The following is a 15,505-nucleotide window of genomic DNA, read 5'->3' as shown; positions in this document are numbered from 1 at the left end:
GCGGGGCACCAACATCTCCACCCGGCGGGGTCGGCGCTCAGATGTCGATGACCTCGCCCGGCGAGACCGCGTGCACGGGCCCGCTGAACTGCTCCTTGGCCTCGGCGATGACATCTTCGCGCGAGGTCCACGGCGGAATGTGGGTGAGCAGCAGTTCGCCGACACCCGCACGGTCTGCGATCATTCCGGCCTCGGTGCCCGAAAGGTGAATCCCCGGTGGGCGATTGGCCGGATCGTGCGTCCACGAGGCTTCCGACAGCAGGATGTCGGCACCCTCCGCGAGTTCGAAAACGGCGGGGCACAAGGCGGTGTCACCCGTGTAGACCAGGGTGCGGCCGGTGGCGGTGGTGATGCGCAGGCCGTAGGACTCCGGCGGGTGGTACATCCGGCGGGCGACCACCGTGTGGCCGGGGCCGAAGCGCACCTCGGCGCCCTCCTCCCAGGGGCGCATATCGATCACGTCGGACCAGTCGTCGCATTCGCCGCCGATCTCGGCCGAGGCGTTGCCGATTCGCAGCGCCGAATCCGAGGGGCCCTGCACGATGGCCTTCCCGGTCGGCGGGTTCGGGTGATACCGCCGCCACACCAGCAATCCGGGCAGGTCCAGGCAGTGATCGGCGTGCAGGTGGGTGAGGAAGATGTCGACCTCGCCGGGATCCAGGTGGCGCTGCAACGCACCCAGCACGCCGGGACCGAAATCGATCACGGTGGGGGTCATATCCGGACCGGTCAGCAAATAGCCCGACGCAGGGGAATCCGGGCCGGACACACTGCCCGAACACCCGAGGACGGTGAGGCGCATTCCCCCATGCTGCCACGCTGCATTCTCACTCAACTGGGGATCCCCCAAATCGCCGGCCGGGTTCCGCAGTCACCCCGACGATGCGAGGCGGCCGGCACTCTCCCCGCGACGATGACGACGTTCATTCGATGAGAGTACCCAGCCGGCCAGCAGTCCACCCAACGCACCGAAAAGATGCCCTTGCCAAGAGATTCCGGACTGTCCGGGCAGCACACCCCACAGAATCGAGCCGTAGAGCAGACCCACGACGACGCCCACGAGGATCTGCCACAGGTTGCGGGTGAACAGGCCGCGCGAGATCAGATAGGTGAGCCAGCCGAACACCAGGACCGAGGCGCCGATATGCACCGAACCGCTCGCCCCGGTGAGCCAGGTGCCGATCCCGGCCACGATCCAGACGATGGCGGTGGCGGCCAGACCGCGACCGATCCCGGTGAGCAACGTCAGCAGTCCGAGCACGATCACCGGCAGGGTGTTGCCGATCAGATGCGCCCAATTCGCGTGCAGGACGGGGGCGAAGACGATGCCCTCCAGACCCGCGGCCGTCCGGGGCCGCACCCCCGCACCGTCGAGGTCGTGGTTCGAGACGGTGTCGACCCCCTCGACCGCGTACAGCAGCGCCACGAAGCTGAGGGTCATCGCAATCGCCCGCTGCCACAACAACTTCAGCGCGGCGGTGCGTCCGGCCTCGGATGCCGGCGTGGCGGGAACGGGCCGCAGCGAGGGAGATTGCGAACCGGGCGGTACGGAACCGGCGGGTGTTCCCGCGGACTTCTGCAGTTCGGCCCGCAGCGCGGCAATCCGATCCGGGTCGAAGGACGGGCCCATCTGCTCGGCCACCGCCATCACCTCCTCGCGAGACCGGCCGTCCGGTCGCTCGCCCTCAACGGTACCGCTGCGGCGAGGAACCGGACTCGGACCGGCGCTGCGGCCGGTCCACCGGGATTACGCCCAGAGCTGGCCTTCGAGCCGTTCCTCGGCATCCTCGAGCGTGCCGTCGTACGCGCCGGTCGACAGGTATTTCCAACCACCGTCGGCCACCACGAACGCGATATCGGCCCGCTTGCCCGCGCGCAACGCCTTGTTGCCCACACCGAGGGCGGCGTGCAGGATCGCACCGGTGGAGATGCCGGCGAAGATGCCCTCCTCCAGTACCAGCTCCCGGGTGCGCCGCACCGCGTCGTAGGGCCCGACGGAGAACCGCGAGGTCAGCACCGATTCGTCGTAGAGCTCCGGAATGAAGCCCTCGTCGATGTTGCGCAAGCCGTAGACCAGTTCGCCGTATCGCGGCTCGGCGGCCACGATATCGATCTCCGCGACCTTCTCGCGCAGGTAACGACCGGTTCCCATCAGAGTCCCGGTGGTGCCCAGACCGGCGACGAAGTGGGTGATCTCCGGAAGGTCCGCCAGGATTTCCGGGCCGGTGCCCTGATAGTGCGCGTCGGCATTGGCGGGATTGCCGTACTGGTACAGCATCACCCAGTCGGGATGTTCGGCGGCGATCCGCTTGGCCTTCGCGACGGCCTGGTTGGAACCACCGGCGGCCGGCGAGTCGATGATTTCGGCGCCGAACATGGTCAGCAGCTGCCGCCGCTCGACCGAAGTGTTCTCCGGCATCACACAGACCAGGCGATAGCCCTTGAGCTTGGCTGCCATGGCCAGCGAGATGCCGGTATTGCCACTGGTCGGCTCCAGAATCGTGCAGCCGGGCCGCAGCGTGCCGTCGGCCTCGGCCTGTTCGATCATGCGCAGGGCGGGCCGGTCCTTGATCGACCCGGTCGGGTTGCGGTCCTCGAGTTTGGCCCACAGCCGGACGTGGTCGTCACCGTCCCATTTGGGCGACAGCGTCCGCAGACCCACCAGCGGGGTGTTGCCGAGGGTCTCGATCAGCGATTCGTAGCGTGCCACGGAAATCAGCGGCCGAGCGCGCCGCCGGCGACGGTGCTGTCCAGGCCGCCTCCGGCGACGGCAGGAAGAATGGTCACCGATCCGTTGGCCGGAACCTCGGCCTCCAGCCCACCGGCGAAGCGCACGTCCTCGTCGTCGACGTAGATGTTGACGTAGCGGTTGAGCTTGCCGTCGGACAGCAGGCGCTGTTCGAGTCCGGGGTAGTTGGTCTCGAGGTCACCGATCACCTCGGCGAGGGTGGAACCGGTCGCCTGGACCCGCTTCTCACCTCCGGTGAGGGTGCGCATGATGGTCGGGATGGACACGGTTACCGACATGGGTGCTCCTGTTTCTTCTGGTCGCCTGGTTCGCGGACGCGTCGGGCTCAGGCCCGGGGGTATTCGGTCACGATCTTCACCGGTTCCTCGGTGACCACACCGTCGAGGATCCGGTAGCTGCGCAGTTCGTGCTCGTGCGGGTCGCGGGTGGACACCAGCACGTAGTGGGCGTTCGGCTCGGAGGCGTACGAGATGTCCGTCCGGCTCGGATAGGCCTCCGTGGCGGTGTGCGAGTGGTAGATCACCACCGCCTCCTCGTCGCGGTCGTCCATCTCCCGCCAGACCCGCAGCTGTTCGCCGGAGTCGAACCGGTAGAAGGTGGGCGAGCGCTCGGCGTTGATCATCGCCACGAATCGCTCGGGACGGTCGGAGCCCTCGGCGCCGGCGATCACACCGCAGGCCTCGTCGGGATGATCGGCGCGGGCGTGCGCCACCATCGCATCCACGAGATCGGCCCTGATCACCAGCACAGTTCGAATCCTTCCGCTCACGCCCGCGACGCGCCCGGCCCGCGCGGGTCGTATCGCTGCCGTCAACGGCCGAGGATATTCGGCTATTCCCACCCACCGCGCGGCCGGGCCTGATATAGCACGTCGGAGGGCGGCGGAATACCTCGATCGGGGCGGACGCCACTCAGCCGAACAACTCACGGTAGGTCGGTATGCCCGCCACCGGGTTCGCCCGCAGGACCGCGTCCACGATCGCCCGCTCCACACAGACCGCGGCCGCGGTGCACAGTTCGTCGAGCAGCAGCAGATCCGCCGGAAACGCGGGCGGCAGCGCGATATTCGATTCCGCGGTCGCCGTGCCGGTGGCCAGCGCGAACAGAGTGTCACCGTCCAGCGGGGAATGGGCGGGACGGATCGCGCGGGCCAGCCCGTCGTGCGCGGTGACGGCGAGGCGGCGACATCCCGCCGGATCCAGCGCGGCATCGGTGGCCACCACACCGATGGTGGTGTTGAGCACGGTTCCCTTCACCGGCAGGGCATTGGCGCGGGCCAGCGCTTCGGCCGTGGCGGGTGCCAGACCGAAATGCTCCGGTCCGTCGGTACCCGCTCCCCACGGCAGACCGGTCCGCGGATCGAATACCGAGCCGACCGGATTGGCGACCACCAGCGCACCGACGGTATGACCGGCGGCCGGGCCCGCGGTGAAATGCACACTGGCCGTGCCGATTCCGCCTTTGAGGGAACCGGCACGCGCGCCGGTACCGGCGCCCACACTGCCGCGCTCGAATACCGCACTCGCCGATTCCGTTGCGCGATAGCCGAATTCCGCGGTCGGCCGGATATCCCACGCCCCCACCGGGAGATCGAAGATCACCGCGCCCGGAACGATCGGCACCACCCGCGAGGGATCGGCCGGATCCATCGGAATGCCCTCGCCGTCCTCCTCCAGCCGGCGCATCACCCCGTCGGCGGCCGCCAGCCCGTAGGCGCTGCCGCCGGTGAGCAGTACCGCATTCACCTGCCGCACCGTCTGTCCGGGATCGAGCAGATCGGTCTCGCGAGTGCCCGGTCCCCCGCCGCGCACGTCGACCGAGGCGGTGGCGCCGCCCGGCACGCGCACCACGGTGCATCCGGTCGCGGCGCCCGAACCCAGCGTCGCGTCCGGTTCGAGTTCGTGATGATGGCCGACGAGCACACCAGCGACATCGGTGATCGAATCGCGAGGTCCCGGCACCGAAGTCACATGTCCTCCTGCAGAGGTCGGCATCCGCGCGGCGAGAGCGGAGTCAGGGAGCGAGGGCGTGCAGCAGCGAATCCTGCATCCAGGTGAGCCAGTGGTAGACGTCCAGGTGCGGGGCGCGGGGGTCGTCCGGATCGAGTTGGTCCGGCGTGTCGGGATCTATGCCCAGTGCGGTGCCGAGCGCGAGCCGCACGTCGTTGAGCGCGTTCAGCCAGGCGTCGGCCTGTTCGGGGGTGAGCACGATCTTGCCGCCGCGCTCGGGCAGGGTTTCCAGAACCACCGTGCCGGCGGCGACCTTCGCGTCGATGATCTCGGGTTCGTGCAGGCTGCGCAGAGCGCTGTTGAGATCGGCGCGGTCGGCGTCCGGGGAACCGGGTTCCTTGCGATGGAAGTCGGGCAGCAGCCGCGCCAGCCGCGGGTCCTCCGGCGCAGCGCTGTTGCCGGTGCGAAGTCCGGTCAGCTCCGCGAGATCGTCCTCGGGGGTGGACCGGGCCCGATCGGTGAGCAGTCCGGTTACCGCCCCCACCAGCGAACGCAGAACGTCCGCCTCCCTGGGGTCCATTTCCGACCGCAGCTTGAGCCCGCTCAGCGAGTTCTTCCTGCTCCACTTGCGCACGGGGCTACCGTAGCCGTCGCGGTCACTGGTCACGTTGCATGGTCGCCCAGAGTCCGGCGGCATGCAGACGCTGAACGTCGTGCTCCATCCTGTCCCGGGACCCCGACGACACCACCGCCTTGCCCTCGTTGTGTACCTGCAGCATCAGTTCGGTTGCCTTGGCTTTGCTGTAACCGAACAGCTTTTGGAAGATGTAGGTGACGTAGTGCATCAGGTTCACCGGGTCGTCCCAGACCACCGTGACCCACGGCCGGTCCTCGGCCTCCAGGATCTCGGTGACCTCGACGGTTTCCGGTGTGGCCTGAGCCGCCGACAACTGTCCGGCTACGGCGCATACGCGGCTGCTCCGCCCCGCCCACGACTGCCCCGGCCATGCCGTGTCCTGCGGGCCCGTCGCTCGCGCTGCTGCCTGGTTCGCGCCGACCGGACCGGCGGCGATCCGGACGGCGTCTCTCATGCACAGACCCATACCCTCAGAGTACGACGCGCCTCCGGATAAACAACACCCGCGCCGAGCAGGTCCCGAAGGCCATCCGCGCCGCCGCGCGTCCGGTATGTCTACAGTGGCCGCGTGGACACATCGGCCGCCGCCGCGAGCACCGCCCTGCTGACCGACCAGTACGAGCTGACCATGCTCGCGGCCGCCCTGGCCGACGGTTCGGGCCAGCGGCAATGCACCTTCGAGGTATTCGCTCGCCGGTTGCCACACGGCCGCCGATACGGCGTCGTCGCGGGTACCGACCGGTTGCTCACCGCGTTGCGGGACTTCCGTTTCGGCGAAGCCGAACTCGCTGTGGCAGCGCGATTCCTGGACCCGCGCACCCTGGAATGGCTGCGCGATTTCCGCTTCACCGGCGATATCGACGGCTATCTGGAAGGCGATCTCTACTTCCCCGGCTCGCCGATCCTGTCGGTGCGCGGCAGTTTCGCCGAGTGCGTGGTGCTGGAAACGCTGATCCTGTCGATCCTCAACCACGACAGCGCGATCGCCGCCGCGGCGGCTCGGATGGTCAGCGCGGCCGCGGGACGCCGGATGATCGAGATGGGTTCGCGCCGCACCCACGAACTGGCCGCTCCCGCCTGCGCCCGCGCCGCCTATCTGGCCGGATTCGACGCCACCTCGAATCTGGAGGCGGTGCGGCGCTACGGGATTCCCGGCGCCGGCACCAGCGCTCACGCCTTCACGCTGCTGCACAGCGGCCCGGACGGGCAGCACGAGGCGGCGGCGTTCCGCAGTCAGGTCGACGCGCTGGGCATCGGAACCACACTGCTGGTGGACACCTTCGACATCACCGCCGGAGTGGCCCGGGCCATCGAGGTGGCCGGGCCCGAATTGGGCGGTGTGCGTATCGATTCCGGCGACCTGGGCGTCCTGGCGCGGCAGGTGCGCGATCAGCTCGACACCCTCGGCGCGAAACACACCCGGATCGTGGTGTCCGGCGATCTGGACGAATACGCGATCGCCGCCCTGCGCGCCGAACCGGTCGACGTCTACGGCGTGGGCACCTCCCTGGTCACCGGGTCGGGCGCGCCGACCGCCGGAATGGTCTACAAGCTGGTGGAAGTCGAGGGCGTACCGGTGGCCAAGCGCAGTAGTCACAAACAGTCGCGAGGCGGTACCAAGCGCGCCGTGCGACTGTCCCGCGACACCGGCACCATCGTCGAGGAGATCGTGTATCCGGCCGCGGCACCCCGACCCACCGGCAACGGGTACGAGGTGCGGGATCTGCTGATTCCGCTCATTCGCAAGGGCGAGCCGGCAGCCGATTCACCGGACCTGGCCGGCAGCCGGGAGTTGGTGGCACGCGGGCTGGTCAGCCTCCCCTGGGAAGGTTTGAAATTGTCCGCGGGCGAACCGGCTGTCGCGACCACATTCCTACAATGAAGGAGAGGCAACCGGCGCGAAACGAGGTGCGGGAGATGGGTAGAGCACTCATCGTCGTCGATGTGCAGAACGACTTCTGCGAGGGCGGCTCCCTCGCGGTCGCGGGCGGCGCCGCGGTGGCCCGGCAGATCAGCGGGTATCTGGTTGCCCGGGGCGACGACTATGCCGCCATCGCCGCCACCCGCGATCTGCACATCGATCCGGGCGGCCACTTCTCCGATCGGCCCGACTTCGTGGACACCTGGCCGCGTCATTGCGCCGTCGGCACCCCGGGTGCGGATTTCCACCCGAACCTGGAGACCACACATTTCGAGGCGGTGTTCTCCAAGGGCGCCTACAGTGCCGCCTATTCCGGCTTCGAAGGGGCGACCGAAGAGGCGGTCGGATTGGCGGAGTGGTTGCGCGCCAAGGGCATCGACGCGGTGGACGTCTGTGGCATCGCCACCGACCACTGTGTCCGCGCCACCGCCGCCGACGCCCGCGCGGCGGGTCTGTCCACGCGGGTTCTGCTCGATCTCACCGCGGCGGTATCGGCGGAGACGACGCAGATCGCGCTGGATTGTCTGCGTGCGGCCGGTGTCGAGTTGTCCGGACAGGTCCCTTTGCTGAACTGACCCGAGCCTTGCTGAACTGACCCGACCCGCCCCGCGGTCCCGGGCGGACCGGACTTCGGCCCCGCCCGACCTCAGCCGGCCAGGAAGTCGACCAGCGCACCGGCCACCGCCTCGGGGTTCTCGACTTGGGGATAGTGACCCGTCGCGGGCGGTTCGTCCAGCACCTCGAAGCGCGCTCCCGGCAGCCGTTCCCGCAGGCGCGGAAGGAGATGGCCGCCACTGATCGGATCGGCCGGACCCCATACGAAAAGCGTGGGCCCGGAATACGTTTCGAGCGCCTGCTGCCAGCGTTCGGCATTGGCCCGGCGCTCGGCGTGGTAGCGATTGAGCGCCCATTGCACGTGCTTACCGCCACCGTCGGTCATCGCCAGCCACATCTGATGCAGATCGGCATCGGGGACCGGGCGCCCCAGGATCCTGCGCAGGGTCATCCGGAAGGTCGTCTCCGACATGAGCGGATTCAGTATCTTGCCGATCGGGGTGGTCATCAGATGCTGAATCGGCAAGGGCCGGTACAGGTCCGGGTACAGGCCGCCGTTGAGCCAGGCCATCCGCTGTACCCGCGTACTGTCGCGGGCCAGTAACTCCTGTGCCACGCTGACCCCGTAATCGTGTGCCACGAGCGCGGTGCCGGTGATTCCGAGTCGCTGCCAGAGCTGTTCGACCAGCGTGGCCTGTTCGGTCATCCGGTACTCGTGCCCGCGCGGTTTGTCGCTGGCACCGAAGCCGAGGAAATCCAGAGTCGTTACCCGGCAGCCGGATTCGGTGAGGGCGGGCAGGATCGAGACCCAGTCGTGCGAGGACGTCGGATATCCGTGCAGCAGCGTCACCGGCCGCCCGTCGATCGGGCCGTCCTGCCGGTGGAAGATCCGGTGGCCACTCAGTTCCAGGTGTGAACCCCCGGCGATCCAGGTGCGGTAATCCGGCTCCACGCGCGTCTCCTTCCCCGTACCGCACCCCCTGATGCGGATTACCGCCAACCCTACTGGCCGTCCCGGACGCGGCCACCGGATCCGGCGTCACCGCGACGGCCCCTGTGGACAACCGCCGGCCTGTGCACAACCTCGCGCGGACGGGAGCGGGCAGGCACGGGCGACCGCCGCCGGTCGGGTCGATTGTCGGCAGGGGGCGCTAGTCTTCCTGGGTGCCCGAACTCCCGCCCGTACCGACCCTGCTGGCGACCGCCGTGGAAGCACTCGGCGGTACGGCGCGTACCGGTCAGCAGACGATGTCGGCCGCGGTCGCGCACTCCATCGACACCAAGGAGCACCTGGCCGTCCAGGCCGGAACCGGCACCGGTAAGTCGCTGGCGTATCTGGTGCCGAGCCTGCGGCACGCGGTGCAGAGCGGACGCACGGTCGTGGTGTCGACGGCCACCATCGCGCTGCAGCGGCAGCTGGTCGACCGCGATCTGCCCCGGTTGGCGCAGGCGCTGGAGAAACCACTGGGCCGGCGCGCCCGGTTCGCGATCCTCAAGGGCCGCAACAACTATCTGTGCCTGCACAAGATCAACAGCGCGATCCCGGACGAACCACCGGAGACCGAACTGTTCGACGCCTTCGCGATCTCCCGGCTCGGGCGCGAGGTGCAGCGACTCAACGAGTGGGCCTCCGATACCGAGACCGGCGACCGGGACGAACTGGTCCCCGGCGTCAGCGACCGGGCATGGCGCCAGGTCAGCGTGTCGGCGCGGGAATGCCTGGGCAAATCGCGCTGTCCCTTCGGCACCGATTGCTTCGCCGAACGCGCTCGCGCGGAATCAGGACAGGCCGATGTGGTGGTCACCAACCACGCGTTGCTGGCCATCGATGCCATCAGCGGCATACAGGTGCTGCCCGAACACGATGTGGTCGTCATCGACGAGGCGCACGAACTGGTGGACCGGGTCACCGGCGTGGCGACCGCGGAACTGTCCACCGCCACCATCACCGCGGCGGCCAAGCGCTGCACCAAACTCGTCGACGAGGGCGATCTCGACCGGCTCGAGGGTGCGGCGGAGGCTTGGCACGAATTGCTCGAGGATCTGCCGGCGGGCCGCTGGGACGAGTTACCCGCCGGCGGCGATCAGGTTCTGGCGCTGCTGCGCGACGCCGCTTGGACCGTCCGCACCGCCCTCGCACCTCCCGGTTCCGGTGCGCCACAAGGCGATCCGGAGGCCGCCGCGGCCCGCAACATGGCGGTGGCCGCGGTCGAGGAGGTGCACGATACGGCCGTGCGCGCGCTGACGGCGTTCGAGGAACCCGATCCCGCGGCCCGCCGCGATGTGCTGTGGCTGGCGGTGGACGAGGTGCGCGGCGTCGCCCGGCGCACGCTGCACATGGCCCCGCTCTCCGTGGGCGGGTTGCTGCGCAGCCGGTTGTTCGGCACCGCGACGGTCATTCTCACCTCGGCCACGCTGCAGGTCGGCGGATCCTTCGACGGATTGGCCGTCACCTGGGGCCTGCCCCCGCAGACACCCGATCGCGCCGGAACCGACGTCCCGGGCGCCGACCGCGCGGACAAGGGCATCCGCCGCATCGACCCGGCCATGGCCAACGGGGCCGAAGCGCCCGCCGACACGTCGGCCATGCGCTGGAATTCGCTGGATGTGGGCTCACCCTTCGATCACGCGAAATCCGGCATCCTCTACGTCGCCAAACATCTCCCGGCCCCCGGCCGCGACGGCCTGGCCCCGTCCTATCTGGACGAGATCGAGCGGCTGATCGAGGCGGCCGGCGGGCGCACGCTGGGGCTGTTCTCCTCGATGCGGGCCGCCAAGGCCGCCAGCGAGATCCTGCGCGAACGCCTGGACACGCCGATCCTGTGCCAGGGCGAGGACGCCACCGGCACGCTGGTCCGCCGCTTCGCCGAAGATCCCGCGACCTCGCTGTTCGGCACGCTCTCGCTGTGGCAGGGCGTGGACGTTCCGGGACCGTCGCTGAGCCTGGTCATTCTCGACCGGATTCCCTTTCCCCGGCCCGACGATCCACTGCTGGTCGCCCGGCAGCAGGCCGTCCAGGCGCGCGGCGGCAACGGCTTCCTGACCATCGCGGCCAACCACGCCGCCCTGCTGCTGGCTCAGGGCACCGGACGGCTGCTGCGCAGCGTGCACGATCGCGGCGTGGTGGCGATTCTGGATTCCCGGCTGGTGACCGCCCGGTACGGCGGATATCTGCGCGCCTCGTTGCCGCCGTACTGGGAGACCTCCGATCCCGAAGTCGTCACCAAGGCGCTGCGGCGGCTGACCGCCACAGCCGTCGATCTGACCGCCGCCGCCGAAAAGTGAACGAACCGTTATGTGACACCACCCACATTGGCTGGGAAAGTACTTCTATCCGAAAGTAAGTTGGCGGGCGATACTTCCGGTGCACCCCCAATTCCCACATCGGAGTATCCGAGGTCCCCGCGTCGCGAACCCTGCACGCGACGTGGGGACACTCATATCGCCCGGGTCGCGAAACTACTTCACCAACAGGGTGATCACCGCGGCCACCACACCGATCACGACCGCGCCGACTCCCCAGACGATGCCGTGCCGCTGCCACGGCCGCCCGTGGTCGACCGAGAACCGGCCCGGGCCGGTGAAGCCCAGTGCCACCGCGACCACCGCGAACAACAGGGCGGATTCGTATCCGGCGAGCCCGTGCGGCCAGGTCACATGCATCGCATTGATCATGGTGCCGAGCACGATCGCGGCCGCCAGGGGTGTCACCAGCCCGAGGAACAGCAGTCCGCCGCCGACGGCCTCACACAGCCCGGCCAGGGTGGCGAAGAATTTCCCGGGGTCGTAACCCATCTGCTGGAATCCGTCGGCGGTCGCGGACAGGCCGTAACCGTTGAACCAGCCGAAGAGTTTCTGGGTGCCGTGCACGAACAGCAGTCCGCCGAAGACCAGCCGCAGCAGTAGGAGGCCGATATCGGCGGCGACGGGATCGGCGACCGTCCGGAATTCCAGCGAGCGGGCGGTCCGGGTTTCGGTGTTGGCGGTCATGATCGCGGAGTCCTCATCTCGTTAGTTGGCGAAAGCAAAACGGACTGCGGTCCGATTGATAACACGGTCACCAACCGAACCCGGTTCACGGAGTTGTTCCGTGCGGTTCGTTCCGTCCGGCTTGCTCATAGGACGAGGAATCCCCGCCGAACTCATCGGCGGCCGCCGAGCGGTCTACTCGGCGAGGAAGAAGAAGTACGCGAGGAAGACCGCCATCAGCACCCACATGACCGGGTGCACCTCCCGCCCGCGCCGCCGCGCGACCATGACGACGGGATAGAAGGTCAGCCCCATCGCGATTCCGTTGGCGATCGAGTAGGTCAGCGGCATCATGATCACGGTGATGAACGCCGGAATCGCGAATTCGAGCTTGCTCCAATCGATGTCGCCGAGCGCGCGCGACATCAGCACACCCACCACGATCAGCGCCGGCGCGGTCACGGCGGGAACGTCGGCCACCACCGCGAAGATCGGGAAGAAGAACATGGCGGCCAGGAACCACCCCGCGGTCGACACCGCGGTGAGCCCGGTACGCCCGCCCGCACTGACGCCGGCCGTGGATTCGACATAGGCGGTGGTCGTCGAGGTGCCGATGATCGCCCCCGCGGCGGTACCGATCGAATCGGCGGCCAGCGCCTGCGCGGCGCGCGGCAGTTTCCCGTCGGGCCCGAGCAGCCCGGCCTGGTTGGCGATTCCGATCAGCGTGCCCGAGGCGTCGAAGAAGTCGACGAACAGCATGGTCAGCACGACGATCGCCATCTGGCCGGTGAAGGCGTGCGGCAGATTCACGATGGCCTGGCCGAAGGTCTGGTCCAGCCCGTGCGGCAGCGCCACCACCTGATGCGGCAGATGCACCAGCCCGCTGACGATGCCGGCGACCGTCGTGCAGACGATGCCGTACAGCACCGCGCCGTGCCAGCCCAGCACCAGGAAGACCACCGTCACCAGCAGTCCGAACAGGGCCAGCAGCGTGGTCCCCTTGGTGAAATCACCCAGGTGTACGAAGGTCGCCGGATCCGAGACCACGATCCCGGCGTTCTTGAAGCCGAGGAACGCGACGAACATGCCGATCCCCGCGCCGACGGCAAGTTTCAGCTGCAGCGGAATCGCGTCGATGATCTTCTCGCGGATCTTGGTCACAGCGAGGATGAAGAAGATGATGCCCGACAGCAGCGTGCCCGACAGCGCAACCTGCCAGTCGATCCCCATCCCCAGCACGACCGAATACGCGAAGAAGGCGTTGAGCCCCATCCCGGGCGCCAGCGCGATCGGATAGCGCGCCCACACCCCCATCACCAGCGTGCCCACCACCGCGGCCACCGCGGTGGCGGTGAACACCGCCTGGGTCGGAATGCCGCGCGATCCGAGTTGACCGTGGTCGCCGAGAACCGCCGGGTTGACCGCGAGCACATAGGACATCGCCAGGAAGGTGACGGTGCCGGCCATGAGCTCGCGCTTCATGGTCGATCCGAGCCTCGCGATTCCGAAGTAGGAATCGAGGCGTCCCTTGGACCGTGACAGGACGTCGACACTGCTCATGTACTGCTCTCCACCCTCGCCCCGGACCTATCGGACTGTGCCGAGGGCACCGTATCGGTCCCGGACCGGTCGATGCCATTCAGATCGGCGAACATGCGGCAAATCACGTTCCCCGATATCCGCGCTGACCAGACGTTCTACGGCCGCGCCGCGGCGACCAATCCGAGTTCCGCCGGGCCCGACAGCAAACGGTGTCTGGGCAGCACGCGGACGGTATACCCGACGGCACCCGAATGCGGCACCGGCGTGGTGACCGCGAACTGCTCGGTGCCGGCATCCGTGGCGATGTGGTCCATGTCGACGACCTCGGTATCGGTCAGCTCGTCGTCGGAACCGACCCGGCCCAATACCGCCTGCACCACCACGTCGCCGACGGACAGCCCGGCGAGATCGATGCGGGCCCGCAGCGACAGTTCCGCACCGATCACCGGAATATCGGGCAGGCCGGAGCTGTCGACCTGCAGGACCTTCACCTGCGACCACGCCCCCTCGAGGCGGCGGCGGTAGTCGGCCAGCTCCCGCGCCCCGGCGAAGTCGTCGGCCGCGACCGCGGCGTACGACGCGGCGGCCGGAAGGTAGTAGCCGGTGGTGTAGTCGCGGACCATGCGCGAGGCGAGCACCTTCGGGCCGAGGGTGCGCAGCGTGTGGCGCACCATTTCCATCCAGCGCACCGGCAGGCCGGAGTCGTCGCGCTCGTAGAACCGCGGCAGCACCGAGCGCTGCAGCATCTCGTACAGCGCGGACGCCTCCAGATCGTCGCGCCGATGTTCGTCGCGGACGCCGTCGGCGGTCGGGATGGCCCAGCCGTTGTCGCCGTCGTACATTTCGTCCCACCAGCCGTCGCGGATGGAGAGATTGAGGCCGCCGTTGAGTGCGGCCTTCATCCCGGAGGTCCCACAGGCTTCCAGCGGACGCAGCGGATTGTTCAACCACACATCGCAACCCCAGTAGAGGTAGCGGGCCATCGACATGTCGTAGTCGGGCAGGAACACGATGCGGTGCCGCACCGCCGGATCGTCGGCGAACCGCACCACCTGCTGGATCAGTGCCTTACCCCCGTCGTCGGCGGGATGGCTCTTACCCGCGACCACCAGTTGCAGCGGCCGCTCCGGATCGAGCAACAGCGCGCGCAGCCGGTCCGGATCGCGCAGCATCAGCGTGAGCCGCTTGTAGGTGGGCACGCGCCGGGCGAATCCGACGGTCAGCACCCCGGAATCGAAAACCTCGTCCACCCAGCCCAATTCGGCCGGGGCCGCGCCGCGTTCGAGCCAGGAATCCCGCAGCCGGCGACGCACCTCGGCGACCAGCACCGCACGCAGCGCCGCCCGGGTCTCCCACAGCTCGCGCAGATCCACCGACCGCAGCTGTTCCCAGCCGCGCGCCTCGGCCACGAGCTCCGGCCCGACGAGATCGCGCGCCTTGTCTATCCATTCGCGAGCCGCCCAGGTCGGGGCGTGCACCCCGTTGGTCACCGAACCGATCGGCACCTCGGCCGCGTCGAATCCGGGCCACAGCGGCGCGAACATGTCGCGGCTGACCTCGCCGTGCAAGCGCGAAACACCGTTGGCGCGCTGGGCGAGTCGCAAACCGAGGTGGGCCATGTTGAACACCGAAGGATCGGCCTCACGTCCCAGCGCCAGGATCCGGTCCACCGAAATTCCCGGCAGCAGTGGCGATTCCCGTTCCCCGTGGGCGCCGCCGAAGTAGCGGCGGACCAGCCCGGCGGCGAACCGGTCGATACCGGCGGGCACCGGAGTATGCGTGGTGAAGACGGTCGCGGCCCGCACCGCGGCGAGCGCGGAGTCGAAATCCATTCCGCCCGACATATATTCGCGGATCCGCTCGATCCCGAGAAATCCAGCGTGGCCCTCGTTCATATGCCACACGTCCGGATCCGGCAGACCGCGCGCCCGGGTATAGGCGCGGATCGCGCGCACGCCGCCGATGCCGGCCAGAATCTCCTGTTTGATGCGGTGGTCCTGATCGCCACCGTAGAGCCGATCGGTCACCGCCCGCAGTTCCGGATCGTTGTCGCTGATATCGGAATCGAGCAGCAGCAACGGAATTCGCCCCACCTGCGCGATCCACACCCGGGCGCGCAGCACCCGGCTCTCGGGCATGGGCACGTGGACGAGCACCGGGGCGCCCTCCTCGGCCAGCAGTCG

Annotated in this window: 15 protein-coding genes; 3 read left to right on the top strand and 12 right to left on the bottom strand. The window is 68.6% G+C overall.

Annotated elements, in window-relative coordinates:
- Positions 1-37: 37 nt before the first annotated feature.
- From A5780_RS23190 to clpS, 8 genes are all read right to left on the bottom strand, one after another.
- Positions 38-802: a cyclic nucleotide-degrading phosphodiesterase gene (locus tag A5780_RS23190; protein WP_063012215.1), complete on the bottom strand. Its 765-nt coding sequence runs from the start codon at positions 800-802 to the stop codon at positions 38-40.
- Between the two features lie 69 nt (positions 803-871).
- Positions 872-1,642, bottom strand: coding sequence for a rhomboid family intramembrane serine protease (locus A5780_RS23185; RefSeq protein ID WP_231983060.1), 771 nt, complete (start codon positions 1,640-1,642; stop codon positions 872-874).
- A gap of 105 nt (positions 1,643-1,747) precedes the next feature.
- Positions 1,748-2,710, bottom strand: a complete 963-nt coding sequence (locus A5780_RS23180; protein ID WP_063012217.1) for a PLP-dependent cysteine synthase family protein — start codon at positions 2,708-2,710, stop codon at positions 1,748-1,750.
- Between the two features lie 5 nt (positions 2,711-2,715).
- Positions 2,716-3,027, bottom strand: coding sequence for a MoaD/ThiS family protein (locus tag A5780_RS23175; RefSeq protein ID WP_051756375.1), 312 nt, complete (start codon positions 3,025-3,027; stop codon positions 2,716-2,718).
- 47 nt (positions 3,028-3,074) lie between these two features.
- The gene (locus A5780_RS23170) at positions 3,075-3,497 is read right to left on the bottom strand and encodes a Mov34/MPN/PAD-1 family protein (protein ID WP_064909583.1); all 423 of its coding nucleotides are present in this window, start codon (positions 3,495-3,497) and stop codon (positions 3,075-3,077) included.
- A gap of 163 nt (positions 3,498-3,660) precedes the next feature.
- Positions 3,661-4,743: a P1 family peptidase gene (locus tag A5780_RS23165; RefSeq protein ID WP_064909582.1), complete on the bottom strand. Its 1,083-nt coding sequence runs from the start codon at positions 4,741-4,743 to the stop codon at positions 3,661-3,663.
- Positions 4,744-4,762: 19 nt separating this feature from the next.
- The gene (locus tag A5780_RS23160) at positions 4,763-5,332 is read right to left on the bottom strand and encodes a DUF2017 domain-containing protein (protein WP_063012315.1); all 570 of its coding nucleotides are present in this window, start codon (positions 5,330-5,332) and stop codon (positions 4,763-4,765) included.
- A 22-nt stretch (positions 5,333-5,354) separates the two neighbouring features.
- Entirely contained in the window at positions 5,355-5,789 is a 435-nt protein-coding gene (clpS, locus tag A5780_RS23155; RefSeq protein WP_369817606.1) for an ATP-dependent Clp protease adapter ClpS, read from the bottom strand.
- A 114-nt stretch (positions 5,790-5,903) separates the two neighbouring features.
- On the opposite strand from clpS, the gene A5780_RS23150 reads away from it, so the two are divergent.
- Both A5780_RS23150 and A5780_RS23145 read left to right on the top strand, forming a co-directional pair.
- Positions 5,904-7,217 carry a nicotinate phosphoribosyltransferase gene (locus A5780_RS23150; protein WP_064907091.1) on the top strand — a complete coding sequence of 438 codons (1,314 nt, stop codon included), beginning with the start codon at positions 5,904-5,906 and terminating at the stop codon, positions 7,215-7,217.
- A gap of 35 nt (positions 7,218-7,252) precedes the next feature.
- A complete protein-coding gene (locus A5780_RS23145) occupies positions 7,253-7,831 on the top strand; it encodes an isochorismatase family protein (RefSeq protein ID WP_064909603.1) in 579 nt (192 codons plus the stop codon).
- Positions 7,832-7,902: 71 nt separating this feature from the next.
- Here A5780_RS23145 and A5780_RS23140 read toward each other — a convergent pair whose 3' ends face one another.
- Positions 7,903-8,763, bottom strand: a complete 861-nt coding sequence (locus A5780_RS23140; RefSeq protein WP_064909581.1) for an alpha/beta fold hydrolase — start codon at positions 8,761-8,763, stop codon at positions 7,903-7,905.
- A 212-nt stretch (positions 8,764-8,975) separates the two neighbouring features.
- Here A5780_RS23140 and A5780_RS23135 point away from each other — a divergent pair, with 212 nt between their 5' ends.
- Complete coding sequence (locus A5780_RS23135) at positions 8,976-11,096, top strand: ATP-dependent DNA helicase (RefSeq protein ID WP_064909580.1); 2,121 nt, start codon at positions 8,976-8,978, stop codon at positions 11,094-11,096.
- A gap of 174 nt (positions 11,097-11,270) precedes the next feature.
- Here A5780_RS23135 and A5780_RS23130 read toward each other — a convergent pair whose 3' ends face one another.
- From A5780_RS23130 to glgP, 3 genes are all read right to left on the bottom strand, one after another.
- Positions 11,271-11,801 (bottom strand): DoxX family protein, encoded by a 531-nt coding sequence (locus A5780_RS23130; protein WP_082856848.1) that lies wholly within the window; start codon positions 11,799-11,801, stop codon positions 11,271-11,273.
- 174 nt (positions 11,802-11,975) lie between these two features.
- Positions 11,976-13,340 carry an NCS2 family permease gene (locus A5780_RS23125; protein WP_064909579.1) on the bottom strand — a complete coding sequence of 455 codons (1,365 nt, stop codon included), beginning with the start codon at positions 13,338-13,340 and terminating at the stop codon, positions 11,976-11,978.
- A gap of 137 nt (positions 13,341-13,477) precedes the next feature.
- Positions 13,478-15,505, bottom strand: a 2,028-nt coding sequence (gene glgP, locus A5780_RS23120; RefSeq protein ID WP_064909578.1) for an alpha-glucan family phosphorylase, incomplete at its 5' end; no start/stop codon positions are given.

The sequence above is a fragment of the Nocardia sp. 852002-20019_SCH5090214 genome, from assembly GCF_001665865.1.
GTDB lineage: Bacteria > Actinomycetota > Actinomycetes > Mycobacteriales > Mycobacteriaceae > Nocardia > Nocardia nova.
This window is presented reverse-complemented; position numbering and strand designations above follow the sequence as displayed.